Annotated in this window: 25 protein-coding genes; 12 read left to right on the plus strand and 13 right to left on the minus strand. The window is 59.8% G+C overall.

Annotation, left to right across the window (positions count from 1 at the left end):
* The first annotated feature begins 2 nt into the window (after positions 1-2).
* From J8I35_RS15525 to J8I35_RS15540, 3 genes are all read left to right on the plus strand, one after another.
* The gene (locus tag J8I35_RS15525; RefSeq protein WP_209926037.1) at positions 3-437 is read left to right on the plus strand and encodes a cytochrome c; all 435 of its coding nucleotides are present in this window, start codon (positions 3-5) and stop codon (positions 435-437) included.
* A 198-nt stretch (positions 438-635) separates the two neighbouring features.
* Positions 636-980: a DUF4148 domain-containing protein gene (locus tag J8I35_RS15535; protein WP_209926039.1), complete on the plus strand. Its 345-nt coding sequence runs from the start codon at positions 636-638 to the stop codon at positions 978-980.
* 97 nt (positions 981-1,077) lie between these two features.
* Positions 1,078-1,986: a LysR family transcriptional regulator gene (locus tag J8I35_RS15540; RefSeq protein WP_209926041.1), complete on the plus strand. Its 909-nt coding sequence runs from the start codon at positions 1,078-1,080 to the stop codon at positions 1,984-1,986.
* A 156-nt stretch (positions 1,987-2,142) separates the two neighbouring features.
* On the opposite strand, the gene J8I35_RS15545 is transcribed toward J8I35_RS15540, so the two are convergent.
* Both J8I35_RS15545 and J8I35_RS15550 read right to left on the minus strand, forming a co-directional pair.
* The gene (locus tag J8I35_RS15545) at positions 2,143-2,568 is read right to left on the minus strand and encodes a DUF3331 domain-containing protein (RefSeq protein ID WP_209926042.1); all 426 of its coding nucleotides are present in this window, start codon (positions 2,566-2,568) and stop codon (positions 2,143-2,145) included.
* A 264-nt stretch (positions 2,569-2,832) separates the two neighbouring features.
* On the minus strand, positions 2,833-3,783 hold the full coding sequence (locus J8I35_RS15550; RefSeq protein WP_209926044.1) for an AraC family transcriptional regulator: 951 nt from the start codon (positions 3,781-3,783) through the stop codon (positions 2,833-2,835).
* A 758-nt stretch (positions 3,784-4,541) separates the two neighbouring features.
* Between J8I35_RS15550 and J8I35_RS15555 the strand changes: the two genes are divergently transcribed.
* Positions 4,542-5,510 (plus strand): LysR family transcriptional regulator, encoded by a 969-nt coding sequence (locus tag J8I35_RS15555; protein ID WP_124846599.1) that lies wholly within the window; start codon positions 4,542-4,544, stop codon positions 5,508-5,510.
* A gap of 60 nt (positions 5,511-5,570) precedes the next feature.
* On the opposite strand, the gene J8I35_RS15560 is transcribed toward J8I35_RS15555, so the two are convergent.
* The gene (locus tag J8I35_RS15560; protein ID WP_209926052.1) at positions 5,571-6,308 is read right to left on the minus strand and encodes an SDR family oxidoreductase; all 738 of its coding nucleotides are present in this window, start codon (positions 6,306-6,308) and stop codon (positions 5,571-5,573) included.
* Positions 6,309-6,635: 327 nt separating this feature from the next.
* Here J8I35_RS15560 and J8I35_RS15565 point away from each other — a divergent pair, with 327 nt between their 5' ends.
* The 6 genes from J8I35_RS15565 (at position 6,636) to J8I35_RS15590 (ending at position 13,505) form a co-directional block, all read left to right on the plus strand.
* On the plus strand, positions 6,636-7,958 hold the full coding sequence (locus tag J8I35_RS15565; protein ID WP_209926054.1) for a HAMP domain-containing sensor histidine kinase: 1,323 nt from the start codon (positions 6,636-6,638) through the stop codon (positions 7,956-7,958).
* Positions 7,955-9,232 carry an MFS transporter gene (locus J8I35_RS15570; protein ID WP_209926056.1) on the plus strand — a complete coding sequence of 426 codons (1,278 nt, stop codon included), beginning with the start codon at positions 7,955-7,957 and terminating at the stop codon, positions 9,230-9,232. Before J8I35_RS15565 ends, J8I35_RS15570 begins: the two co-directional genes overlap by 4 nt.
* Positions 9,233-9,446: 214 nt before the next feature.
* Positions 9,447-10,478, plus strand: coding sequence for a DUF4331 family protein (locus J8I35_RS15575; RefSeq protein WP_209926057.1), 1,032 nt, complete (start codon positions 9,447-9,449; stop codon positions 10,476-10,478).
* Positions 10,479-10,578: 100 nt separating this feature from the next.
* Positions 10,579-11,667: a HoxN/HupN/NixA family nickel/cobalt transporter gene (locus J8I35_RS15580; RefSeq protein WP_209926058.1), complete on the plus strand. Its 1,089-nt coding sequence runs from the start codon at positions 10,579-10,581 to the stop codon at positions 11,665-11,667.
* Positions 11,668-11,711: 44 nt separating this feature from the next.
* Entirely contained in the window at positions 11,712-12,617 is a 906-nt protein-coding gene (locus J8I35_RS15585; RefSeq protein ID WP_209926059.1) for an SDR family oxidoreductase, read from the plus strand.
* 147 nt (positions 12,618-12,764) lie between these two features.
* Positions 12,765-13,505, plus strand: a complete 741-nt coding sequence (locus J8I35_RS15590; protein WP_104013264.1) for an SDR family oxidoreductase — start codon at positions 12,765-12,767, stop codon at positions 13,503-13,505.
* 179 nt (positions 13,506-13,684) lie between these two features.
* On the opposite strand, the gene J8I35_RS15595 is transcribed toward J8I35_RS15590, so the two are convergent.
* The 5 genes from J8I35_RS15595 to J8I35_RS15615 form a co-directional block, all read right to left on the minus strand.
* The gene (locus J8I35_RS15595) at positions 13,685-14,491 is read right to left on the minus strand and encodes an extracellular solute-binding protein (protein WP_209926060.1); all 807 of its coding nucleotides are present in this window, start codon (positions 14,489-14,491) and stop codon (positions 13,685-13,687) included.
* A 64-nt stretch (positions 14,492-14,555) separates the two neighbouring features.
* On the minus strand, positions 14,556-15,542 hold the full coding sequence (locus J8I35_RS15600) for a malate dehydrogenase (RefSeq protein ID WP_209926061.1): 987 nt from the start codon (positions 15,540-15,542) through the stop codon (positions 14,556-14,558).
* 102 nt (positions 15,543-15,644) lie between these two features.
* Entirely contained in the window at positions 15,645-16,796 is a 1,152-nt protein-coding gene (locus J8I35_RS15605; RefSeq protein WP_209926065.1) for a TDT family transporter, read from the minus strand.
* A 220-nt stretch (positions 16,797-17,016) separates the two neighbouring features.
* Positions 17,017-17,553, minus strand: coding sequence for a cytochrome b (locus tag J8I35_RS15610; RefSeq protein WP_104013267.1), 537 nt, complete (start codon positions 17,551-17,553; stop codon positions 17,017-17,019).
* On the minus strand, positions 17,550-18,635 hold the full coding sequence (locus tag J8I35_RS15615) for a catalase family peroxidase (protein WP_209926072.1): 1,086 nt from the start codon (positions 18,633-18,635) through the stop codon (positions 17,550-17,552). The genes J8I35_RS15610 and J8I35_RS15615 overlap by 4 nt, the downstream gene beginning before the upstream one ends.
* Positions 18,636-18,999: 364 nt before the next feature.
* Between J8I35_RS15615 and J8I35_RS34610 the strand changes: the two genes are divergently transcribed.
* Together J8I35_RS34610 and J8I35_RS15625 are read left to right on the plus strand one after the other, a co-directional pair.
* A complete protein-coding gene (locus tag J8I35_RS34610; RefSeq protein WP_245170276.1) occupies positions 19,000-19,350 on the plus strand; it encodes a hypothetical protein in 351 nt (116 codons plus the stop codon).
* 342 nt (positions 19,351-19,692) lie between these two features.
* A complete protein-coding gene (locus tag J8I35_RS15625) occupies positions 19,693-20,082 on the plus strand; it encodes a BON domain-containing protein (RefSeq protein ID WP_245170277.1) in 390 nt (129 codons plus the stop codon).
* Between the two features lie 277 nt (positions 20,083-20,359).
* On the opposite strand, the gene J8I35_RS15630 is transcribed toward J8I35_RS15625, so the two are convergent.
* From J8I35_RS15630 to J8I35_RS15650, 5 genes are all read right to left on the minus strand, one after another.
* The gene (locus J8I35_RS15630) at positions 20,360-21,379 is read right to left on the minus strand and encodes a hypothetical protein (RefSeq protein WP_245170278.1); all 1,020 of its coding nucleotides are present in this window, start codon (positions 21,377-21,379) and stop codon (positions 20,360-20,362) included.
* A gap of 568 nt (positions 21,380-21,947) precedes the next feature.
* Positions 21,948-22,982 (minus strand): TniB family NTP-binding protein, encoded by a 1,035-nt coding sequence (locus tag J8I35_RS15635; protein WP_209926083.1) that lies wholly within the window; start codon positions 22,980-22,982, stop codon positions 21,948-21,950.
* Positions 22,972-24,963: a Mu transposase C-terminal domain-containing protein gene (locus J8I35_RS15640; RefSeq protein WP_209926084.1), complete on the minus strand. Its 1,992-nt coding sequence runs from the start codon at positions 24,961-24,963 to the stop codon at positions 22,972-22,974. The genes J8I35_RS15635 and J8I35_RS15640 overlap by 11 nt, the downstream gene beginning before the upstream one ends.
* Complete coding sequence (locus tag J8I35_RS15645; RefSeq protein ID WP_209926086.1) at positions 24,960-25,472, minus strand: TnsA endonuclease N-terminal domain-containing protein; 513 nt, start codon at positions 25,470-25,472, stop codon at positions 24,960-24,962. The genes J8I35_RS15640 and J8I35_RS15645 overlap by 4 nt, the downstream gene beginning before the upstream one ends.
* Before the next feature lie 349 nt (positions 25,473-25,821).
* On the minus strand, positions 25,822-26,247 hold the full coding sequence (locus J8I35_RS15650) for a helix-turn-helix transcriptional regulator (RefSeq protein ID WP_209926088.1): 426 nt from the start codon (positions 26,245-26,247) through the stop codon (positions 25,822-25,824).
* Positions 26,248-26,689: the final 442 nt, after the last annotated feature.

Genomic DNA, 26,689 nt, shown 5'->3' on the forward strand with positions numbered 1-26,689 from the left:
ACATGAACGCAAGACTGAAGCGCATGGCGGTGATGCTGACGGTTCCCATTGGCGTTGGTGCGCTGCTCGGCCTGGTGGGCCGGCACTACCTGCCCGAGTCCATTGCGGCGCAAGCGGCACGCCAGGACGCCATCGCGCCGCCGGTGCACCTGAGCGCACTCACCGTAACGTTACCGCCCGGCCATTCGACGTTCCCGCCCGGTCTCGGTGCGGACATAGCCAACGCGAATTGCGTGATGTGCCACTCCACGGGCATGGTGCTACGGCAACCGCCACTCACCACCGACGAATGGAAGGTCGAGATCACGAAGATGCGCAATGCGTTCGGCGCACCCATTTCGCCGGACCAGATCGACGCGCTGGCGCATTACCTGAACGCCATCGACGGCCGCAAGCCGCAGGCAGGCCCGTCCGGCGTCGACAACCAGGCGAGTTGAAAGCCATAACCGGGGTGTATGGCACGCATCGAAACAATGCATTTTTCGTGAGCGAGGCGCGCCGATATCCTTGTTTCATCGACTCGCAATCCATCGCGACGCCGCCGATATCCGGTAAAGGCAAACGCTGTTGGACAACTACGGATCGATCGACAGTGAAAGATGTGTCGCATTCCACTCAACTCAAGGAGCTTTATCATGAAAACGCTTGCATGCGTCGCCCTCGTTCTCGGTACTCTCACCGCTCCCGCGCTCAGCTTTGCGCAAAGCAATACGCCGCTCACGCGCGCGCAGGTGCGCGCCGATCTGGTCCGCGTCGAGCGCGCTGGCTATAATCCGGCGACCGGAAACGATCCGCAGTATCCGGCGGACATTCAAGCAGCCGAAGCAAAGGTCGCTGCCGAGCAGCAGACGGCGAGCGGCTATGGCAGCGCACCGACGGACGGTACCTCGGCAAGCGGCAAGCACGCTCACGCCGTCACGCATGCTTCCGCGTCGTGCGTCGGCCCGGCAAGCTTCTGCAATCCCTATTTCGGCAGTTGAACGCTGATGCACCGCACACTGTTCAGCCGAGCCCGCCCGCTCGGCAGTTCAGCCGGGTATGCGTAGTGCGCAGCAGCCGTCGCCTCTCCCGCACCCCATGAACTTCACCCATCTTCTCGCCTTCTATGAAGTCGCACGCGCCGGCAGCATCAGTGCCGGCGCGGAGTGTTTACACGTCAGCCAGCCGGCCGTCACCCGGGAGGTCCGCGAGCTCGAGGATCGTCTCGGCATCGTGCTGTTCGATCGGCTACCGCGTGGCGTGGCACTGACGGAGGGCGGCAAGCTGCTCTATGAGTATGCAAGCCGCATCTTTGCACTCTCGGATACCGCCGAAAAAGAACTCGCGGAGCTCACGGGCCTCGGCTCGGGCCACATGAAGATCGGCGCGAGCGCCACACTCGGCGTTTTTTTCGTGCCGGAAGCAATTGCACAGTTCAATGCACGCCACCCACGTGTCGCCATCGATCTTACCGTCACGAACACCGAGCGCGTGGAAGCGGGTTTGCACGACTTGAGCTTCACGATTGGCTTCATCGAGGGGCCTTTCGACGATTCCATTCTCCATGCTCGACGCATCGGCTCCGACGAAATCGCCGTCGTCGCAGCGGCGGGTCACCCACTTGCTGGTACGAAAGTACGTTCACGAGATCTGGTCGACCGGACCGTTATCATGCGCGAGCCTGGGTCCGGAACGCGCGCGATCATTGAAGAATCGTATCGTCGCGCCGGGCTCGAGATCGAGCCGCTGATGTCGGTGAGCCATACCGAAGCGATCAAGCGGATGCTGCTGTCTCAGCACGCGCTAGCCTACATCTCGACGCTCAGCATCACGAATGAGCTGCAACGCGGAGAACTGGCCATTATCGAAGTCGAGGACATGCGGATCGTGCGACCGCTACACATGGTCTGGGCGAAAGGGCGATCGCTGTCGCCCAGCAGCCAGGCATTGTTCGACCTGGTGGCGAGCGGCACGCTGAACACTGCGATGGCAGTGGGCGCAGACTAGCGCGCGGATGTCAGGCATTTCGCGTTCAAAGACGCTTGAAAATCCCACTCGGTCCATTCAACGAATCGACCGTTCCAGAAGATGGCGAGCCGATAGGGCGGGCAAGCGGATTTTCCGTTCGAGCGAAGCCCGCCGCTTGCCGCATCGCCGCTGCCTTCAGTGATCAGCTTCCGCTTCGCGCAGCACCGACTCCAGAATCATCGCACCGGCATTGAGCGGCCTCGGACGGCCGCGGGGCTGATAGACGGCATCGCCAATCCGGACAGGCCGCCCACTGAGTGCGCACATCCCGCCTGTGCGAGCGCGGGTCACATGCCAGGTCTGGTCGCCATACGAGCAGTGCGTCGAATCGCGCCATGCGATCGTCACCGCTGTCGAGCTAACACGATCGACGAAACTCACGGAAACGGCCCGGCGCCCAGCACCTGCCGTTCGCGGACGCGCCTGATGCGCCGTCCCGCAGGCATGCAACGGCCCAATCGCACGCGCCAGCGGTCGCACATCGTTGCGGCACAATTGGGAAAGCAGGCTCAGCGTCTGCTGCCATGGATCCATCACCATCGCGTCGGTCGAGAAGTTCATTATCGTCCTCGTTACGTCATAGGTTTCACGGTTTCGACAAGCGTGTGCCACAAGCGGCGCCGCCGCCTCGACTATCCCAGGTCACCTGGCTCATCACATCGGCGAGCGTGCTCGTCCATCTCGCGGGCGTCATTCGACGAGCACGCCCCGGCGCACATACAACCGGGCAAGGCATGCGAGACGTGAAAGACGGCGTCGCGGCCACTGAACTGATAACTATCACGAAGAAATCCCGCGCTAATGGCAAGGAAAACCGGTACCCGTTCATCGATCGACATTTGCCTTCGCCCTCCAGCAAAAAGGAGTCTCTCCAACGAAGCGTTTGAACACCGTCGTGAAATGGGCTTGCGAACGGAAGCCGCAACCCAGCGCGATATCGAGCAAGCCATGCCGTGATTCGAGCAGTAGCTGCTGTGCGCGTTCGATGCGCCGCCGCATCAGATACTCGTGCGGCCGCAATCCGGTGGCTCGACGAAATTGGGCGGCAAAGTGCATCCGCGTCAGCCCGACACTTTGTGCCATGTCGGCGAGCCCGATCGAGTCGGCGAGGTGCGCTTCGACGAACTCGACCACGCGCCGCATGCGCCACGACGGCAGCGCAGCCGCACCGCGCACCTCGCTCCTGTTCGTCGCGAAGTGGCTGGCCACGATACGCGACACGATTGCAAGGCTGACGCTGTCGGCGAAAACCTTCCCCAACGCCGCGTCCTGCGTGTGAGACACGGCCAGTGCCTGACCGAGTCGCTCAAGTGCAGGATCCCGGATGAGACGCGGGTCATCGATAACGATGTCGGCCGAAGGAGCGCGATTGAACAGGTCGGCATAGCATTCGGCCAGTACTGCTTGCGACGCGAACAAATGCAGCACGTCACTCGGTGCGTCAAACACCGCGCGGCACGCGACGCCCGGCGCCGTGACTTGCGCAGCGCCCGCCGTCAACCGTCCCTGGACGAGAGTGCGCCCCGCGTGGGTGAAAGTCAGCACCGTACATTTGAGGTTGATGCCGATGCAGTGCCAATTCTCGCTGCAATCGTTCGCTACCTCGAGCGTCTCGGTGCCATTGCGCGTCCAGCGCGAAAGCGCGATGTCCATATCGCGACCGGCCCCAGGCTCGCGCCAAGTCGTTTCGGCAGCGATAGGGCTCGACACGCGCGCGCCGGCAAGCGCGTTGAAATCGGCGACGGTCCTGGAAGGACTCGATGACAAAAGAATCATGGTTAGCTACCTGACGGAAACATGAAACGTTGCGCACGACCTGCGCGGTGAATACAAGGTATCGAAACGAACAACGTCGCACCAGCCGTACAAAGGGTTGCTCGAACTTATCGATGGGTGAGGTCGGTCATATCGAGGTTTAATTCACGAATCAAGGCTCGCATCCCGCACCACGCCTTGTCGGCATGGGGACGAATGATCGCCCTCACGCCCCGAACCTCAGCGAGAACGATCAATCGCGCCTGAAGAAAGACTTGCGGCGGACGCGGCAACGTCATCGCCGATACGTGCTCCTGCCAGGAACCGCTGGCCCCGACTATACGAAGGTATTAACAGGTATGCGAAATCGGTCGGTCCTTTCCCACCATCACTGCACGATTCGATGGTTTTTGGTCTTGGCCATGCGCTCGTCGATATTGGGTTATGCATCGCTAATACCTCGCATAAGCAGGGGGGTGCGTATCGTTGACGCGCGGCAAACACGTCAGCCGACGCAGTCGTTGTCCAGTGAGCCCATTGTGACGATCGGGCTTGACGCCATTCGAACATCCGGATGACAAAACTGAAATCAACGGTGCTGCTATACAGGGGGATGAGACTGGAGTTCCCATCGGGTATCCGCACATCCAAACGTACGATGGCGCGCGAGCGAGCATCCCGCTATGTTTTTATCGCGAGACAGCAGCCTGGTGCGCGTGATCGTCCATCCCGGACCCTGCTGTCGGTCAGTCGACACTCCCCCAGAAGGCGAGGTATGAATGGACACGCTACTGAGCATGCGAATCTTCTCGCGCGTGGTGGAAACAGGCAGTTTCAGCGCGGCTGCCGTTCAGATGGAGTACAGCAAGGCATGCGTGTCGCGTGCGGTCTCGATGCTCGAGAACCGGCTGCATACGCGGCTGCTGAATCGCACCACACGCAGCCTGTCATTGACGGAGTCCGGGCAGCGCTATTACGCCAGATGCAAGCAGGTTCTCGTCGATCTCGACGACGCGGAAGCGGAGGCCGTCGGTGCCTATTCACGGCCGCACGGCACATTACACGTCCATTGCTCGCCCGAGCTCGGACTCCGACGCGTCACGCAATGTCTCGTCGAATATCAACGTCAGCACCCGAGCGTCAAGGTTCATGTGACATTCATACCCGGCACCGCACATCTCATTAAAGACCGCGTCGATGTGTCAATCGTACCCACGGCTTCACTGCCCGATTCCGGGAACGTGAGCCGGATAATCGGCCAGATCGAGCATGTGCTGGTCGCGGAACCGAGGTATCTCCGGACATGCCGAATCGATACGTTCGACCAGGTGGTCGCGCATGCGCTGACGCCCGTGCCGACGCGCGTTTCGACGTCCAAACACCAAGCGAGACTCAACATCGTCAAGCTTGCATCGACGAACCACGAGGGACCCATCGTCATCGACGATGTAGATGCCACGCGCTTCGCCGTTCTTGCGGGTGCCGGCGTCGCCGCGCTGCCGCTGCACTGCGTGATCGACGACATTCGCCAAGGCTCGCTCGTGTGGCTGTTCCCCGAACAGCGACTGGAGCGCACTCCCGTGTACGTGCTTTACGCATCGCGTCGCCACGTCGACGCGAAAATCCGAACGTTCGTCGATTTCGTGGTGGCGCACATGATCGACACTCTTCAGGCGCCAAGATGCCGCACTGTCCCAGGTGTGGCGGGACTCGCCCCTCGCCCGGAACACCCCGCTTGCGCAGGCTGACATGCACGGGGAGAAGAGGGAAGACGCCTTCGCGACCGCTCGCCGAAGGCGTCCGGTACATCAAGCAAAACCGCCGTTGGCGTAAAGAATCTGACCGTTGATCCACTGGCCGTCCTCGCCGACGAGAAACGCGACCGCCCGGGCAATATCGTCCGGCTCGCCGAGCCGCTCGAGCGGTGCAAGGTGCGCGAGCCGCTCGATCTGCTCGTCCGTCTTTCCTTTCAGGAACAACTCGGTCGCGACCGGCCCAGGTGCGACCGCGTTGACCGTAATCCCTCGTCCGCGCATCTCGTTCGCCAGCACTCTCACCAGTCCGTCGCCGCCCGCCTTCGACGCGATGTACGCGCCGTAGTTGGGGAAAGACTTCGCGACGACACTACTGGAACAGAAGACGATACGGCCGCCGGCGCCCAGGTGCGACACGGCATGCGCCATGACCAGGTAGCTGCCGCGCAGATTGACCCGAATCGTCCTGTCGAATACGTCCAGACCGTCCGGGCCAATAGGCGCAAGCGGCATGATGCCCGCGCAATGGACGACCACATCGAGCCGTCCGAACGCATTCAGCGTATGTTCATAGAGTGCGGCGACGTCGTCCACCGCGCTGATATCGCCCTTGACCGCGATTGCCTGACCGCCTCGGCTGGTGATCTCCGAGATGAGCGTGTCCATCTCGGCGGCATTTCCGGCGTAGTGGCCCACGATCGCAAATCCGTCGGCCGCGAGGCGCAATGCGACCGCCTTGCCGATGCCACCAGACGCTCCGGTGACAAGCGCAACTTTCAATACTTCCGACATATTTGGCTCCGTTCAGTTGATGTGACGCACCGGCACAGCCCGATGCCCGCACCAATATGCAGTTGCCACCGATCCGCTCTTTTTCAATTCGCACGTTTATTGAGCCAGAGCAGCCACAACGCACTTGAGCGAAGAAGACTAGAGACGCGCGGTCGGTCGGTTCGCACCGTGGCGACATGCCCGAATGCCGCGCCCACGTAACGATTCGCAGCCACCGGTTCCCAGGAAATTATGGTTTTGTATAATCGCCGCACCTTTCCCGCGACGCCTTCGTCCGCGACACCCAGCGGTGCTCGACCTCGCTTCACACGTATTCGAACTCGCCCCATGAACGGATCAAACGGAAAGTCGCCGAGCCGGTCGACACGGAATGCTTCGGACCCGTCGTCGAGCCCTGAGGCGCAAGCGCGCGTCGAAGCGGATTCGCTGTTTCGCGACGCGCCCATACCGATTCTTATAGAAGACTGGTCCGGTATCAAAGCGTGGGTAGACTCGCTCAAGGCACGTGGCGTGACGGATCTGGAAGCCTACATCGACGCCCATCCGCAAGTCATCGACGAGCTGCGCGAGCTGCACGCGTTCATTGACGCAAACGGCGCCGCGCTCGCACTTTTCGAAGCTGAATCGAAGGAGCTGTTTTTCGAACAATCGCGCAAGCTGCTTCCGGCGAATCGCATCAGCAACTCGCAGGTACTGCGCGCGATGTTCGACGGGCGGGGGTTTTGCCAGGGCGAACGCCTGCTATCGACCCTCACCGGCAGGAAAGTGCCTATCGTGTGGCGGTGTTCGCTGCCGGCCGACCCGGCGCAGTATCGTCGTCTGCATTTCTATGCATTCGACGTGACCGAGCACAAGGAAAACAGCGAGCGCCTGCAGGCGTTGCGCGCGCAAATGGCCCGAACCGCAAGAGTGTCGATGGTCGGGCAGCTCGTTGCATCGATTACTCACGAAATCGGTCAGCCGCTCGGCGCGGTCCGGACCGCGCTGGACGCAGCCGCTCGCTGGATGGACCGGCCCGAGCCAGATATCGATGAAGCATTGGCCGCATTCCGATACGCGGCACGTTGGACGGACGACATTGCGGCCATCTGCCAGCGTCTGCGCGGGTTTCTCGTCGGTGCGCCGGTCGAGGCGACCGACGTCGATTGCGCGGAAATCGTGCAATCCGCGATGCTGTTGGTTGCATCGGAGGCGAATGCGCATTCAATCGCCGTCGCAACGGATATCGAGCCGGGAATACGCGCGTATGCCGATCGTATTCAACTTCAACAAGTGCTGACCAACCTGTTGATAAACGGTATCCATGCGATCTCGGCAGCCAATCTCGCCGATCGCGAGCCCGAACTGGCGGTGCGCGTGCGCCGCTACGACAATATGCAGACACTGTTCGAAGTCTCCGATTCGGGCAGTGGCATCGCAGCGGCCCAGCCGGACTCGATATTTCAACCGCTTTCCAGCACGAAGAGCGACGGAATGGGGATGGGTCTTCCGATCTCGAAGTCAATCGTGGAGGCTCACGGCGGTACGATATGGATCGGGCAAACCAGTAAACAAGGCACGACTTTCTGCTTCACAGTCCCGCGCTGTCCAGGGGCCTTCGGTACCAGTAATCCGCGTGCATCTGCGCCCGAAGGTGGCCAGGCCGCATGAGACGATCTCGGAACGATGCCGACAAAGCGTTTGCACACAGCCTTACGGCGGGCACCTTGGCCACGGTTGTGCTTGCCAACGCTGTCGAGTTTTTCGACTACTTCTGTTACGCGGTCTTCGCCGCATTCATTGCCGATGCGTTCTTCCCGCACGCATCGGCTGCCTATGGCCGAATGTTGTCGCTTGGCACGTTCGCGGCCGGGTTCCTCTCCCGCCCGATCGGCGCACTGGTGATCGGCCTCCATGCAGACACCGCCGGACGCAAGCCAGCGTTACTACTCACCGCGGCACTCGTCACCGCAGGTTCGGTTGGGGTTGCGTTAACGCCCGGCTATGCGACCCTGGGCATTGGTGCTCCGATCGCCGTACTCATCTGCCGGATCCTGCAGGGCTTTGCGATCGGTGGGGAAATGGGATCGTCGGGAGCGTTGCTGATCGAGCGCTGTCCACCCGAGCGCAAAGGCGTCTACGCAGGATGGCTGATGGCGGGCCAGGGACTTGCATTGGTCGCAGCTGGTAGTTGCGGTATTGCAATATTCAACCTTCTTACGATCACGCAAATTCAGCATTGGGGCTGGCGCATACCATTCGCGCTAGCGGGTATGCTCATTCCCGTTCAACTCTATTTGCGCCGCCAGATCGACGAGACTTGGCGGGTACCGCGCGACGGGCGCGCTGTGCGTACTACGTTGGTCGGGTATAGGCAGCAGTGGCTCATCGCGATTGCATTGATCTTCGGCGGCACTGTACCGACCTATGTTGCGACCTACGCGACCACGGTCGGCGTAGCCGGTCCACCACCGACTGCATACGCCGCTTTTGTGACGACGGTGGCTGTCGGCGCGGTCACGCTGAGTCTGTCGCTGGCTGGCGGCTGGCTCGCGGATCGAACCGGGCGATTGAGAACCATCGGCCTGTCTCGCGCCCTTACCATGCTGACCGTACTACCGGCATTCCATTACGCGGCGACCCATCCGCAACCCCTCGTATTACGCTGCGTGGTCGCGCTATTCGCCGGTTTGTCTGCCATCGCTGGTGCACCGAGCATTGTCGTTATCCTCGAAATGTTCCCGATGCGAGGCCGCGCCGTCGCGATGTCGGTCGTGTATGCCACCGGTGTCGCACTGTTTGGCGGTACAGCCCCGTTCGTGGTTGCTTCGGTTGATGCGTGGACGGGCCTGCATTCCGCGGCCGGCTGGTATGGCTGTGTGTCAGCCGCGATTACGCTGGTTGCCGTTCTTCAGGTTCGCACCGTCCGTAGCGCGAGCGCATAACATCTAGCCGCCGGTCCGCAAGCCCGCGGAGACGGCGGCACATGTGCATGGTATCGATGCCGTGCAAATCGGAAATGGCGCTGCCTTTCCGGACAGCGCCGGTTCGGTCGGCGCGTCACACTCCTTTCCGTCATCCAGCGCGAGGCATCGCGGTGCGGCGTCCACGACGCCGTACCGCCGCCATCCTCATTGATCTTACGGAAAGGATCGAACCATGTCGCATCACCTCGACTCCCCGCTCGCCCGCCAGGACATCCGTCTCGACATCACCGACCTGTATTGCTTTCGAGGCCAGACCGGGACCGTATTCGTCATCAACGTTTGCCATTCGATTGCCGGCGACGTACCGACGCCCGGCTACCACCCCGAAGGGTTCTATGAATTCAAGATCGACCTCAATCAGGACGCGATCGAGGACGTGACTTATCGCATCACGTTTGACGAGCGGGATGCCGGCGGAAAACAGCACTTCGTCGTGCGCCGCATCGTCGGAACTTCGGCTGCGGATCCGCATGCGGCCGGCGACGTGGTTGCGCAAGGCGACACCGATGAGACGATTACGACGCCGTCCGGCCTGCGAGTGTGGGCCGGACGCGCAGGGGATCCGTTCTGGATCGAACCAGATGTCCTTCATGCGGTCGGTCACGCGTTCCAGGACGGCCAGCCGCTCGATCTGGGCACGTGGCAACCTCGTGATGCGCGCAATCTGTTTGCCGGTCACACCGTGTATTCGATCGTTCTCGAAGTGCCTGACGCGGAATTGCTCGCCACGGCAAACGGTAACCGGAAAATCGGCGTGTGGGCGGTCGCGACACTCGCCACCGACAGTGGCGGCTGGCGACCGATCAATCGCGTCGGGCTCCCGATGATTCATCCGCTCTTCACTCAGTTCAACGAGGATCTCGGCGACCGGCTGAACGCTGGCCGCCCGGCCGACGACTTCGAAACCTACGGCGCCACGCTCATCAAGGCGGTCGCGGGCGCGGTGAGAGCCAACGGAACAGCCGAAGACCCGGACGGCTATGCAGCAGCCGTCGCACACCGACTGCTTCCGAACGTACTGCCGTACACGGTCGGCACGCCGGCCGTATTCGGCTTCTCGCAATGGAACGGGCGGTCCATGACCGATAACGCACCGGATGTGATGTTCTCGATCGCCGCAAATACGCCGATCAGTCTCGGAATCGGGAAAGAGTCCGTCACATCGAAGCCGTCCTCGACGTTCCCGTACGTGCCCAAGGTTTGAATCGACTCGGCGGTGTGCGGTGGCGCCGACGCTCTCCGGTAGCAAATGACCGCCCGGCGTCGGCGGCCCCGATTCTCCCCTCATTCTTGACGAGGCTTCCATGTCCGCGAGCCATGACATTCGTCGTTTCTCAAACCACCGGACCGCAACCGTTTCATGGGTTGCGGTCGGCATGTTCATCGTTCTTCTTCACGTCGTTGGCTGGGGTACGTTGGTCGCGTTTATCGTTCCGCACCACCTCAGCGTCGACTCCCGCGCCTTCGGCATCGGCGCCGGGATCACTGCGTACTCGCTGGGCATGCGGCACGCGTTCGACGCCGACCACATCGCGGCGATAGACAACACCACGCGCAAACTGATCGGTGAAGGCCAGCGGGCATCGAGCGTGGGGTTCTGGTTCTCGTTCGGCCATTCGAGCGTCGTGTTCGGACTCGCCCTCTTCATCGCACTCGGCATGCATTCTCTATCGGTGCATGTACTCGACGCCGGCTCGCCGCTGCGCATGCTGACGAGCACCGTTGGCGCGATCGTTTCCAGCGTCTTCCTTTATTCGATAGCGGCGTTGAACATCGCTTCGTTTTACGATCTTTGCACAGCATTTCGAAGCATGCGGAGCGGGAGGTTCGATGAAGCGCAACTCGAACGATGCCTCGGCTCGCGCGGCCTGATCAGCCGGCTTCTCGCGCCGTTGATGCGCATCGTTCGCAAACCCGGTCAGATGTATTTCGTCGGCGTCCTGTTCGGGCTCGGATTCGATACCGCAACCGAAATCGCGCTCCTGGTGCTGACCGGTGCGGGCGCCGCCTCGGGCCTCCCGTGGTACGCGATCCTCTGTCTGCCCGTCCTCTTCGCTGCGGGCATGCTGCTGTTCGACACGATCGACGGCTCGTTCATGACGCTTGCATACGGATGGGCGCTCACGCACCCCATTCGCAAAATCTACTACAACCTCGTCGTCACGGGCCTCTCGATCGGCTTCGCGCTCATCATCGGAACGATCGAGATGCTGGGTCTGCTCGACAACGTCTTCCATATCCGCGTCGCGTCAGGTACGTGGCTGCCAGCACTCGACCTCAACCATATGGGTTTCGCGATCGTCGCGCTGTTCGCCGCGACATGGGCGGTGTCCGTCGCGATATGGAAGTTCGGACGAATCGAACAGCACTGGGCACGCGGCGGCGACGCATGATCCTTCACCCGTTTAACGTTCACTCACCACAAAGGAAATCCATCATGAGCAAGGTCATACTCGTCACCGGCGCGTCTAGTGGTTTTGGCAGACTGACGGCAGAGGCACTCGCACATGCCGGCCACATCGTCTACGCGTCGATGCGCGATACGGCAGGGCGTAACGCCGCCGTAACCGAACAGATGAGCGCACTTGCGCACACGGCCAGCATCGATCTGCGCACGCTTGAACTCGACGTGCAATCCGACGCGTCCGTCGAACGCGCAATCACGACCGTTCTGGAGCAGGCCGGCGGCATCGATGTGCTGATCCACAACGCCGGGCACATGGCCTTCGGCCCGGCCGAAGCGTTTACGCCCGAGCAGTATGCGCAGCTTTACGACATTAACGTGGTCAGTACCCAGCGGGTGAACAGGGCAGTCCTCCCGCACTTCCGGGAGCGTCAGCAAGGATTGCTGGTGTGGGTATCGAGCAGCAGCGCTGCGGGCGGCACACCGCCCTATCTCGCACCGTATTTTGGTGCGAAGGCGGCAATGGATGCGATTGCCGTGTTGTACGCACGCGAGTTGTCGCGCTGGGGAATCGAGACGTCAATCATCGTCCCTGGCGCATTTACGCAGGGCACGAATCATTTCGCTCACGCCGGAGCCCCGGCGGACACGGCTCGCGCGGCTGAATACGACGCCGGCCCTTACAAGAACTTCGGGCACGAAGTCCAAGAGGCATTCGCCGCGATCGTACCGCCCGACGCCCATGCGGATCTCGTCGCCGATGCGATCGTGGACGTAGTCGCGAAGCCTGCAGGCAAGCGCCCGTTCCGCGTGCATGTCGATCCGACCGAAGACGGCGCGAACGTGGGCTTCGCCGTGCTCGACCGGCTGCGCGCCGAGATGCTGCATCGCGTCGGACTGTCCGACCTTCTTGCGCCGCACCTCCGCACATCGCCGTGAGCCGGCGTCCTGAATCGATTTAACTGCGTCGTTGTAATGGCGTAGCAATGTGTCATCTCGATACCGACATCTTCCCGCCAACGTCCGGGCCCGACGTGCGACGAACCTTCGTTCGCAGTGGCCCGGCATACACTCCAGGAGCATGACATGATCCAACCTTCCGAAAAGGTAGCCCTCGTTACCGGTTCTTCGCGCGGGATCGGCGCGGAAATCGCGATTCGTCTCGCACGCGACGGCTTCAAGGTCGTCGTGAACTATGCCAGCAACGCGGCGCCGGCCGAGGAAGTCGCCGCAACGATTCGCGAGAGCGGCGGCGACGCGTTGCTCGTCAAGGCCGACATCGCCGATCCGGCCGCGACCATTGCGATGTTCGACGCGACGGAGAAGGCTTTTGGCCGCGTGGACGTCGTCGTCAACAGCGCAGGCGTCATGAATCAGGCGAAGATCGCAGACTTCGACGATGCGACTTTTGACCGAACGGTTGCGATCAACTTCAAGGGTGCGTTCAATGTATCGCGCGAGGCCGCTCGCCGTGTTCGCGACGGCGGCCGGATCATGAACTTGACGACAAGCGTTACCGGTGTGCGCTTGCCGACGTATGCCGTCTATATCGCGACGAAATGCGCGGTGGAGGGGCTGACTCAGGTGCTCGCCCAGGAACTACGCGGACGAGGCATCAGCGTCAATGCCGTGGCACCCGGCCCCGTGGCCACCGAGCTATTCCTCGCCGGCAAGAGCGCGGAGCTCATCGATCGAATGGCGAAGATGAATCCGCTCGAACGATTGGGGCAGCCGTCGGACATCTCGGCCGTCGTCGCGTTTCTGGCCAGCCCGGAAGGCGCGTGGATCAACGGCCAGGTCGTTCGTGCAAACGGCGGCATGTGCTGAATCCACAGTCCGGGACGGCGTTCATCGCGCACAGCGCATCGATGCCGATCCCGGACCGTATATCGCGAAGGCGCCTTCATCTGAAGGCGCCTTCGCCTCGCTGGCTCGATTCGATGCATGCCCACTGATAGTCGGGCGGAACAGCCAACGTAGATTGGTCGTTCCACTCCGGAATCCATTCAACGCACCCAACCCTCCGTCTTCATGATTGCGGCTCCCCGATCACTGGTCAGGAAATCGAGGAACTGTCTTGCTTCAGGATCGGCATCCGGGGCGAGCGCAACATTGACGTCTCTCCAGATCGCCCTGTTCGCGGGCAAGCTAACGTAATCCGCTTTCTCGGCATGTGTAATCGGCCAGTCGGGCCACGTGATCCACGCATCCGCGTCCTTTTCGACGAACATCCTGAAGCTCGGCCCGCTGCCCGTGCCGAATCCGACGATGTTCCGCCGGAACCGCCTCACGTCGTCGAGGCGTCCCATGCGGCCGGCGATGTCCTCCCACGTACCCGTGCCGGACGTATTCGCCACGCCCGCGCCTTCGGTGACGACGATACGTACGCCATCCGCGAGCAGATCGTCAAAGCCGCGGATGTGTTTCGGATTGCCCTTCTTCACGGCAATGACAGCTGGACGAATATAGATCGGCGCGACGTCACTCCATTGAAACACCGTGTAGGTTTCCAGCAGGCCGGCCATATCTTCTTCCGACGTCCCCCACAGAATATCGGCGTCGGCTTGCGCTTTGCGGCTCCACATCGGCTCCGGCCCGCCCGTCACCTCCACTTTGATACCGGTTTCGTCAGTGAAGACCTTTGCAACCTTCTGGAACGCGGTATCCGGGCCGCCGGCTCCGTACAAACGCACGACGCCGTCTCGCGCGTCACGCCGTATCGTCGGATCGGCAGTTTCATGAGCGAACGCGCCGCACGATACCATTAGGGTTACGAATGATATAGCCGTCTTCTTTTTCAAGGAGCTGAACATGATGGGTCCATTTATGTGAGTTGCTTCAGAAATTGCACGCGGTTTCGATGCGTTTCGAATCGCTCTACAACGCAAGAATCGTTCGCACGGCCTGCATTTCGTCCATGAGCTCCACGATCGATGCGTCGATACGGGCACGCGCGAACGCGTCGACCTTAAGATCCGGGACGATACGATAGTGACCTTCGCTGCAAATCGTCGGCATGCCGAACATCAGGCCGCGAGGAATGCCGTATTCGCCGTCCGACACGATGCTCATCGACACCCACCGGCCGTCGCTTCCGCGAATCCAGTCGCGCATCTGGTCGATCGCTGCATTGGCCGCCGACGCCGCGGACGATGCACCGCGCGCTTCGATGATTGCGGTGCCGCGGCGGGCGACTTCGGGAATGAACGTCTCGACATACCACCGTTCGTCGCCGACCCGCAGCGGGGCGGGCTGTTGGTCGATCAGCGCATGACGATAGTCCGGAAACATGGTCGGCGAATGATTGCCCCAAACCGCCATGCGGGTGACGGCATCCACCGCTACGCCGCATCGGGCGGCCAGCTTCGATACGGCGCGATTGTGGTCGAGACGGATCATCGCGGTAATGGCATCCGCCGGCAGGTCGGGAGCGTAGTAGCGTGCCACCCACGCGTTGGTGTTGGCCGGGTTACCGACGACGAGTACCTTGACCTGCCTGTTCGCCACTTCATTGAGCGCATAGCCCTGGGCACGGAAGATGGCGGCGTTCGCGGCCAGCAGATCGCGCCGTTCCATGCCTTTTCCGCGCGGACGCGAGCCGACGAGCATCGCGTAATCGGCGTCGCGAAACGCAACGCGCGGATCATCGCTGATTTCGACCGACTGCAGCAACGGGAATGCACAGTCTTCCAGTTCCATGACTACGCCGCGCAGCGCGTCGAGCGCGTGCGGCAGTTCCAGGAGTTGAAGGATCACGGGTTGATCGTCGCCGAGCAGATCGCCGCGGGCGATCCGGAACAACAACGAATAGGCAATTTGACCGGCCGCCCCGGTCACGGCCACACGGCGTGCTGATTTGGACATGCTGCATCTCCTTCGAAGGTTCGGTGATGGTCATGGCATCGCTCCACGCCGGCCGGCCGCTTAGTGAACGTGCGGTCGGTGGGAGCGCGTTCAACGATTCGTTCAGGCGGTGGCGGGTCGTGCCCGGCCGACGAGGCAGGGGGCGTGGAACAGTTCGCCGCGGGCGAGGCCGTGCAGCGTGCGGGACAGCACGGTCAACCACAGCCCGCCGAGCAGCGCCGCGAGCGCAATCCCGAGCGCGGCAAACGCGGCAAAGCCGGTGGTTCGATAGAGACTGAGCGTCACGACGGTGTAGACGCCGAGCGGGAATGTAAATCCCCACCATCCGAGATTGAACGGCAGCCCGTCGCGGGAATACTTCAGTGTGAACAGCATCGCCATGGCCAGCCACCAGAGGCCCACGCCCCAGAGCAGCAAAGCGCCGATCAAGCCGATGTCGCGCGCGACAGTTGCTGTAGCCTCGAACGGCGTCCCGGCAAATGCATCCGGTGCGACGTGGCCGAGCGCGAGCAAGCCCAGCGCGCCGGTGCCGATCGGCCCGAGCGTCAGCCAGCTGGACGGACCGAGATCACGATGCGGAAGCTTGTGGATCACCAGCCGGAAGAAGACGACCGTGAGTACGGTAAAGGCGAGCGGCACCGATACGGCCCACAGTACGTAACCAGCGGTCACCAGGAAGCGCGCGGTCTGTGCGTCGACATGCGGCGCGAGCACGGCGGCGCTCGACGCAGCCACTTCAGGCGCGACGATCGGCAGCAGCAGCACGGCGGTGATGCGCTCGAGCGCGTGATCCTGTGCGGTGAACATCATGTACGGCACACCGACGGCGACGGCCACTGCCAGCACCGCATCCACACACCACAAGCCGTACGCCAGTTGGCTCGCAGCCCCGCCTCCGTGCGGGCCGGCAAAGAGCACCAGGCCGTTGATGACGGGTGCGAGCCCCATCGGCACCGCGCCGAGGAACATCGACTGCAGCGGATGATGCAACATCGGGCGAATCGTCTCCGGATAGAAGATCCAGCGCGCCAACAGCATGCCGGCAAACAAGACATAAAGCACGCTATCGGCCATCCACAACGTGTGGGCCAACGTCATCTGCCCTGCAAAGTGCCACGGCAATCCGGCGATGACGAGAAATACGATTCCGTTGCCCATCGTCATCGCGAACCAGTTCGGTGTGAATTGCCGAATCTTGTCCCCGAGATTTTGTCGGCTATGGGCTGCCGTCGTGCTAGGCATTGTCGATTTCATCGCTGTTCTCTCGGAAGGGAGGGGGTATCGACAATGTAGGTGTGTGTGAGCCATACGAAAAATACATGCTTCGCATACACCACATACCTTTTACTTATGGATCCCGCTCACGATGCCTTCACTCAAGTGCCCCCGGCGGGTGGTTGCGCCCCAAAGCACGTTCGCGCCTTGACGCGGCCCAAGTCCGGCGCCCGGTCCGCCGGAGGAACCCGACGTGCCGCTATCGGCTGCCTGCCATGCTTTCGAAGACACCGTCGCGCCGGATCCATGCGTGCACGAGCGCAGCGGCAAGGTGACCAAGGATCAGCAGGAAAAACGCATACGCGAGCAGCCCGTGCAGCCGACGCAGCTGACCGTAGACGACGATGTCGTGCGGCAGGATCGGAAACAGCTCGACGCCTTTCCACATCACGATCGGATAGCCGCCGGCGGACTGCATCGCCCAACCGATGAGCGGCATTGCAATCATCAACGCGTAAAGCAGGTAATGCGACAGCTTCGCTACTATGGTCTGCCATAGTGGAATGTCGGACGGCAACGGTGGTGGCCGGTGCGTCAAACGCACGCCAAGTCGGATCACCGCCAGTAACAGGATCGCGATACCGAGCGGCCGATGCAACGCAAGCAATTGCGGATAACGCGCACTAACGGTCGATACCATGCCGGCTCCGACGAATAGCATCGCGATGATCAGCACGGCCATCAGCCAGTGCAGCGCACGGGCCGGCACGGAAAAGGTCGGGTTTCGGCTCGTCATTTCGCGGCTCCATGATCGTGTTCGAGAGTGATGGCATCCGGGCGCGGCCCTTCCACTGCACGTCGATAGAACGACACCGAGTAGGCTGCGGAGCGCGCGGGCAAAAGCGGATCGTCGGATGGTGCGATGCCTTTCGGCAACATCAGCGGATCGTAATTGAAGTCGCGGCAATGTCCGTCCGCTTCCGTCGCAATTGCATCGAAGACGAGCGTACCGGCGTCGACCCGTCGATGTGGTCCATCCCACGCGATCGTTGCGTTATCGGTGCGATCCGCCGAATTGGCTTGCACGAGCACAAGGTGCCACTTCACCGGCCCCTCATGGACGCGTTCGAGCAGATCGTCGAAGAGGAAGTTTGCTGGCAGTGCAGCAGCCGTACGCTTGTCCAATGCCGTGAACGGCTGCTCCGGCTCGAATTGCCAGCGCACCGATCGTGTTGCGCCTTGCGCGTCGATGAAGCGAAACGCGTTGATGCTGTAGTACGTGCCGTTTGCAAAGCCGGAGGACATTGGCGTCTTCTCCAGATAATCGAAGAAGCGCTGGGTCTCCGGATGCGTTGAGAGGAACGCCTTCATTGTGCCGGGATCAGGCTGTCCCGTAGCACGAACCGGGGTCGATGCGATCTGCAGTGCGACGAAATCGGCCGGATTCGACACGACGAAGATTGGCGTTTGATCGAGCGCCATTCGCCACTCTTCACCGTCGGCCAGCGCGAATCGCATGCCGAGTCCACGAAATATCTGATCGCTGTCCGCACCAGTCGGCACGCTTCCTCCGGTATTGAAGCGACCTGTTACAGGCACCGAGCCGACGCGGAAAAGCGCTGCCGACGACAGTGCGCTACCCGCACCGTTCGAATCGAAGTGCCCCGCGACACAAATGCCTTTTGTATGGGCTCGGCGAAACCCGGGGAATACCTTGCCGGTATTGGACTGCAGTGAATCGATCAGCTCAGCGCCGCTCAACCGGGCGGGCGTAAGCCAACCTCCAGTCCACGCGAATGCCAAAGCTGATGAGAATACGATAAGCGCGATGGCGGTTATCGCAAGAAACGGGGGGCGGGAAGGGCCGGGAGACGACATTGAATATGCTCCTGGGTCGATCGAGTAGATGGCCGCGACGCGCATTCGCGTCTCGACACCGCTACCGCAACAGTTGCGAAGCAGGCGAAGCGACTATGTCAGGAAATATCCGGAATCCATTTGGCGTTCGCACGGCCGATTGCAGATCGACACGCGCGGCTCGACCATACTGGCGGGGAGTAGCCGAACGCCGCTAGACCCATGAGCGTGCATTTTTGAAGCGCGGCGATCCATCGCGAAACGCTTTGTAGTCGATTCGAATCAAGCTTCGCCAATGATGCAAATGCACTGCGCATAGCGGCTCAATCGAGAGCGGCCCGGATTCGAAGTGCACCTCTGCGTACCTGACATAGGAGCCAGTCCGATGAAATCGATGAACGCGATCTCGTTTCGCGTAGCCTGTCTGACCGCCATAGTCGCGTGCGCGACCGGCTTCGGTCATATGACACAAAAGCGGCCTCTTACCGATACGATGACCGAGGTTGAAACGGATCTGGTAACGCCGCTGGAGCAGATCTCGACCGACGGTCGACTCGCATGCATGATCGCTGGCAACAACGATTCAACGCATCGGAGGATGGCTCCGAATCGATCGGTTCCCGTACGGGTTGCTCCGTCACGAAATCCGGTCCCCGTCGTCTCTCGCCGACAGGAACCGTTTCACCATTTTCCCGGTTACAAGACGACCGTCGATGACGCGAAGGACTGGACGTAGGAGCCACTTCATCGACAGGTCGCCCCCTCTCTGCACATGCGTCGAGGTATGGACGGCGATCTCGTCGTCATCCCGAACATCGGTCTCTTCCCGACCGTCTCGAAAGACGAACCGAGCGCAACAGAATCTGTAGGACGGTATTACTTCGTTCTATCCAATAATCAGGTGTGCGTTTTCGAAAATCATTGTCAGGGGAGTGTCGGACACTGCGCTGACCCCGACGAAGGCTGAACTACCGCCATGTCGGGGTTGTCGTTGTCTGCGTCGTCTAGATGACCCTCGCGCGTGATTTCCGCGTCGGTCCATCGACCAAGGCTTTCCCCCCACACACCGAGACCGGTAATGACCATCGTCTCGGCACTGTCTAACAGAGAGGAAGAAATGCGCCATTTCAAACTTGCAGCATTGGCACTCGTCCCGGTGTTCGTTGTCACCACCGCCGCGTTCGCTCAAAGCACGCCATCAGTTCCGGCCTCGTCTGCAACGACGATCAGCAAGAAACAAGCGCGCCGGGCAAACTGGCACATCGAAACACAAGTCCGCAAGGCGTTGACACGGACGCAAGGACTCGCCACCTCGGACATCCGTGTTGTTGCACGCGGAAACACCGTTACCCTCGACGGCACGGTTCCCGAACAGAACCAGGTTCAGCTTGCACAGAATGCAGCACAGGTCGCGGCCCCGGCGAAATCCATCGTCAACAACTTGTCCGTAAAGGAAGCCGGGCACTGAACCGTTGGTCCGCTCAACCGCTCTCATTACACCGAATGGGCAAGTCAAACCTGCGACGGTTCGCGCCGACGATCGACAGGTGATGCGACGGCTGAGCGCCTTCACGTGCCGCCGCTCACCGTCCCGCTGCGATTGCTGAGGGTGCCCATGCAGCCCGTCGGTCTGCCACCTCGTATCGCACCAACGCTGACCCGCCGCACGCCGAGCTTCTTGAAATCTACGGTCTGCGTGTCGGGGCTGACGAGGATGGCGTTGACGGGCGTGGGCGAAACCGCCTTCACGACGGCGTCGATATCATCCGGTTTGGCGGCGCCAGCGCCGGAAGCGCGTTGGCGCCCGCCTGCGAATATGCCCCCAGCCGTGTCAGCGAGCCCTGCAACTTTATTCTTTCCAGCATCTCTCGACCAAACAGCCAACCCGTGAACCCGGGTTTTCCCGCCAACACGGCTTCCGGTTTCATGTCGCCACTCAGAATCAACTGAAAGAGATGCTCGACCATGTCGTTTCGCCAAGCGCATGATCGGAGTACTCGCTCCAACGCGACTTGTCCGTTGCTCTCATGATCTACGACTGGTAACTCGTTGGCGAGTCTGAGTAAGTTCTCGATGCTGGATTTCAGGACTTGTACATTTTCTTGCTTGTTGAGCTGTACGGTACCTCCTTGAGCCTCCGGAAAAAGGAGCGGCAGCAACACGATCTGCCGTCGAGCCGAGATCCCGAGATTTCGCAACGCCTTGATACCAGCCTGCTCATGCAAGGCCTGTCGAATCTTCGGTAGGTCTTCACGCCGAACGGCCAGCAACATTCTCTGGCTTTGAGATGGCCGGTATTTCACCTCGATGAGTCCCTTCTCGGCCAACTCCTTGAGCTTTCCCTCTCTCATATTGAGTTCGCGAGCAGCGTGTGCGGCCCACATCCACGGCAATTGAGACGCAATGGCGTCCACCGGGGAGTTTTTCCGATCCAGAGAAGGCCATGGCCAGTGATCAACGAGATACTGCAAGAAGCACTCTCTCAAGAATCCAAACTCTTGTCGCTTTTGGGTCGAACGAATATAGAAATAGACGCCACGAAAAGTAGATGCGATGCAACCCTTTTCGTCACCAATTTTCTTGTGCATTGCACGTAGATGCGCAAGAAACCCAGAGGGCCAAGCCGACAATGCGTCAGCCGATGGCTCAAGGACCGTGATGGCATCACTCATTTCACGCATGAACCATGTCCTGCCCCCGCGGTCCCCCTTTCCGCTTTTGGCGTTACTACCGAAGCACACCACAACATCAATCATGTCGTCCAACGAAAGTTCATCAAATGCGGTCGGCTCACCTCGATAATCCGGGAGTTTGCGGGCGATCAGCGAAGCAAGCTCCGCAAATTTTATGGGTGCAGGCGACGTAAACGCATCGGCAAACCTCTCACCACAATCGCAACGAAACAGTGCTTTCCTAGTCCATGCGATGGGTCGATTACACGCACCACATCGATCAATGAGCCAGCATTGATGCTTCGTACATGCCAGATATGGACGCAGTTCCCACTCCGCCGCCCAAAGTGGTTGTTCGCGTAAGCAAAGCGGGCAGCATCGTGCCGATTTGATCAACCACGCCCTCGGTGCTGAGCGACGCATACTGATCAAGCTAGTCAAGTATCGCCTCGCCTCGATCGGGGGCGCGACTCTATCCCACGAAAGCGCATGTTCAAGAACCTCATCATCAAGGATAACGCCAAGCCCATAGAGGCGATCTAGTGACAGCCCGTTGCTAATTGCAATGCGTTTCATGTAGGCCGTGCTCGCCTCCCCAACCTGAATAACGGGATGCATAAGCATCCTAGGTAGGGAAGCGATTGCGGCAGACCCCGATTGCTTATAGTAATTTCGTGCCATCGCCGTTCACGTCGTGAGCGAGATACCAGAACGGCTCGTCTGTACCAACGAGGTCACGTAGTTCGGCATCTGGATGAAAGGGATTGAGTCTATTCGTCCCGCCCGACCACACCTCCTTGGTAAAAGCTTGCTCGAACAATGCGAGACTCAGCGTCGTCTTACCGCACTCCATTGCAAGCACGACCGCGCCATCGATGATCTTGGCAACGTAGTCGATCACGCCGGCTGAAGCCACATACATCCTCATTGCAAATTCTGAGGAGTGCAGGTCGGGACAAGGCAACGGAAGGCGACTGTGCATGTACTTCAGAACGCCCCCGAACTCTCGTCGATCGTCGGGAACCATCCAATCAAACCGACGCACTTCATGGATTGCAGAGAATCGCCGAGTTAACTGCGGATTAGCCTTCAAGACCTCAGCGCTGTTCGGCAGACCCGCCACGATCACAGTGACACCGCTGGCCTCCATAAGGTTCTTCAGCCAATCCGTTGCACGATTTGCTTCTGCGATACGTCCGGCATCAGCAAAATGCTGAAACTCGTCGATGATCAACATTTCAACCCTGCATTGTTTGAGCAACTCCACGAGGTAAACCGTCTTATCCTCCGCCGAACGTCTATATATACGATCACCTAGGGCGTCAAGGATCGCCTGCGCGAGGTTCTTGATACTCGGTCTCGACGGCACGACAACATAGAGCACCGGAATAATGGGACCTTCGGTAGTTTCAAACTGCTCGAATTGACTAGCATAGAACCTCAGAATCGTGGATTTCCCTGTTCCGGTGTGCCCCAACAATGCCAACGCGCGAGCCCCCGGTGACACCGAGCGCCATTGACGATGGATACCGGCGATCCGTCGCAATGCGATGCAAAAGCGGTCGTAGTGGATGAGTTCTTTTCGTATCGAGAACCTGACGACCAGGGCGCGTGACTTCTTCGCGTCCTCAGGTAGACCAATCGTTGCAAGAAACTCAAGAGGGTCTCTTTTTGCTGTTTGGATATCAGTACCCACGGGCATCTCCTTGGTACCTAGGATTCGGAGATCCATTCAGATCCGGCAACGGCCCAATATCGGAGGAATCGCAGGTTTGTCGCTGCGAATCCGGGGATCTCGAACGGCTGGACTTACGTGAGCGACGTCCACTTTCCGATCCATCTGAAAATACCCGTTCGCTATCCATAATATCTAGAGACGCTGCATGCTTGCGATCTCGTAGCTTCTTTCCTCGCAAAGCTTCTCGAATCATGGACTGAATCTCAGCCTTCACGCGTAGCAGGTGCTCATCGTTCCATTTATTTCCATGAGCGAGCCTCGTGCGCTGTCGAATCAAAAGATGCTGGTGCAAGGTCAGGCCTTCGGCATAGCTCGCGAACCGATGTGTAACGGGTACCTTGAAATAGCTTCGAGCTTCGTCGTCAAGGACGTGGATGTAGCTAACGTTATCTTCGTGGCGCTTCAACTGCACTTGCGTCCGATAGTTGCGTGCCCGACTACGCAGTACTTGCAGATGCTCGTTGTTGTAGTGCAGACCATCAAGTTCGACACCGTAGTGCCATACAGTCCGACTCTCCGGTAGTCCCGTCAAGATATCGAGCTGTTGAGGGTATGCCGGTAGCTCAATCCGCACGTTCGCGATTCCTTGTTGCCATTTTTCGGCCGGCGTCATGCCAAGCGCGCGATGCGGAGTATGGTGGTATTCGTCGACAATCCACTTGATAAGGATCTGCGTCAGCGTCTTGAGATCGATCGCAGCCAGCTTTTCTGCTGGATAGTCTCCGCGTTCATCGACGCACGAGAACACGGTTCCGGGCAGTTTGTGCATCACGGAGCGCTGAATCGTGCCGATCACACGCTCGACGGCTCCCTTGAACTCCGGCTGCCCGGCCGGGCAATAGAGCATAGAGACCCCCATCTCCCCGCACACCATTTGCACCGCATCCGCGTGAAGATCCATGCCGTTATCGACAGCGACGAGATACGGGATGCCATAGCCAGGGTGTTCTCGATGCAAGTTGACAACTTTCCCCCAATCCGCCTTCGGCAAGACTGCGCGCTTGAGGCACTGAAGCACCGACTGTGCAGACGGCGCTCGGAAGCTTAGATAGAATCCGAGAATCACTCGACTATATCTGTCGATGGCAACCGTGATCCATGGTCGGCCCAACGGCAAGTTTGTGACCAAGTCGATAGCCAAGATGTCGAGCGGCGTGTGGTCAATCTCGACACGATGCAAAGGAAAATCGGCCACGGCCATTCCATGCACCCAGCGAGCCTTTCTTTCGGCCGCGTCCTTTCCAAGTCGCGCCGCATCTATCGCGTTCTGATCGAGACGTCGCAGCCAGCGATACATTGTTGACTCGACAGGACAGGTAAGCGGCGCCTGGTCAGGTCGATGCTTATTGTATTGATTGATCTTCTCGACCAACCTACCGTAGACATCTTGTCCCGAGTGCTTCTGCGGATCGAGATATATCTCGTTAACAGCCTCCTCGAATAGCGCCTGGATGACGTTGTCGCGGCGGCGCCCGCTATTCTCTCTGCAGTCGGTCAGCTTGGTAACGCTTCGCGTGTGTCGGTATCGTCTCCACCAGCGCTTGATACTGCTAACCGAAGGCACCAATGTATCGCCGATCTCTGCTGCGATTTTTTCAGTCTGTTCGCGGATCCATGAGTTTGTGTTCGTGAAATTGTCGGTCAGCTTCTGCATGTAAATGTGCCGACGGCGAGCATTCTTCTGATGGTGTTCTGGGAAAGAAGAGAGATCGCGCGGAACGGCTGTGAATAGCACGCTAGCATCGACGTTGAGACTCTGCTCATCGATTGACATCGTGCCGAGCAAGACCGCCTGGTAGAGCTCGTCGCGACTCATCGTGCGCGGTTCGCCCTCATCACACTCGAGCTTTATCTTCCCGAAGACTGTCCGGCCGATGATCGTCCATCGTTTGAGTCCTTCTCGGAACACCAAACCCTTCTTGAAGGTGAATCGGATCATGATTGTTTCTCCGACGCGAAGGCAAGTACGGTCGAATTCGTCAATGCGGTGTCGCGATCGAACTCTAGGCAACCTGTCGACAGCAGGCGCATGACTGCCTGTTCACTCCCAGCGATTGAGCTTGCACGGCCGAATGTCAGCGGCTGAATCCGAGCCAGACGTCGCAAGAGCTCCGCACGTTCGAATCCGTACGGGGCTGGTCGCCGGTGATAGCTCAGGCGCTCAAGATTTGCGATTTTTGATGCGCTTCCGATCTCGCGCTCGGTCAGAACCTTGAACAACTGACCTCGATGCACATACTGCTGCGCGATATCTTGCAGCCGCTCACGCAGTTCAGCCTGACGCAGCTTCGATGAGGGCTTGATCTCGACATGTACTGACGCTCCATCTTTCATCGTCAGTTCGAAATCGGGAAAGTACTTCCGCACTCGGTCGTTACGATCGCGATAAGTGACTTCAGTTGGTTGTTCGCGATAGCGTACGACGTCCGGCGAAAATTCGAAGTGCATGGCCGCATTGAACTCAAGCCGCGATTCACACTGTATAAGCGCGCGATTCTTGGTGGAGGGGTATAGATATCGAGTTCGTCGTCCGGAACGCGTCAATATTTTTCGTGCAGTAGTCGTCTTTTTCATTTCGCAGGCGATAAGAAACCAACCCGCTCGGAGAGCAGGTAGAAATAGCACTATCTTCGGGCGTAAAAACGCCCGGCCGCAGGAATATCGCGCGGCAACTTAGTGCAAACGAAGGAGGGGAGGCTTGACGAGTCGGGGAGGCTGGACGACACTACGAGCGCCAACACGGAGCGGCGTTCAGCCCTCCCCAAAAGCGAGCAAGCCTTCTGGTTTGTCTCGCTTTTTACATTTTGGCGTCCTCCTTGTCTCTTCTGACTACGCGACCGACGACCTGCCGGTCCGCACCTGGTCCAATTTCCTGCCGCATCGCGATCACATCTCGAATCACCCGGATCTGGGTGTCCGTTAGCCTCTCCAGCTCGCGCCAAAGCTCGCTACATAGGCGAAAGACGTCTGCTGACGCGGTTTGAGGAATAGAGAAGTGTCGCGTGGAGAGCTGCAGTGCCTCGCGCAGGCTGGAGTCTTCGTCGACCGATAACCGCAGGTATGCGGAGACTCGCTCGACGAATTCGATGGAGGGCGGCCCTTTGATTCCGAGCTCAATCGCCGAGATATAGCTTTGCTCGAAGCCTATCGCTGCCGCGAGATCCATTTGGCGGACACCGTAGCGGAGCCGGAGTGCGCGCAATCGTTCGGAAATTGGACTCAACGGGTTAACTCTCGGAAGACGTTCATAGCACCGGCAGATGTTATGGCGTCCCCACCCGAGAAGTCAAACTCATGCCATTGATTTTAAATAGTTTTTTGTACTACGCGCGTGAGACGATAGGATAATTTCGACAATGATGACGCGCGCCGAGCAGGCCGCCCACAAAGGGATTCGGCATTTCTCAGCGGAATCTAGAGCGATTACTCTAGCGCGCAAAGCACTGCGGGTAGGCCAACACTGAGCTCAGCCATGTTGCCTTTTCCGGTGATTCGAGATCGTTTCGATCCAAGCCTGGCAGCTAGTCCTCCGTGTGCCGACGCGCTAACGTGGGCGACGCGGAAACCCGAATTTTCTGCAGGAAGGCTCTAGCAGGCTGTTGAAAAGCGCCCCGTTTTGATGGCCGGGGCACTGATTAAATGGATTTCGTATGCGATTAGCCGTC

This window comes from Burkholderia sp. CpTa8-5 (assembly GCF_017815045.1).
Classification (GTDB): domain Bacteria; phylum Pseudomonadota; class Gammaproteobacteria; order Burkholderiales; family Burkholderiaceae; genus Burkholderia; species Burkholderia sola.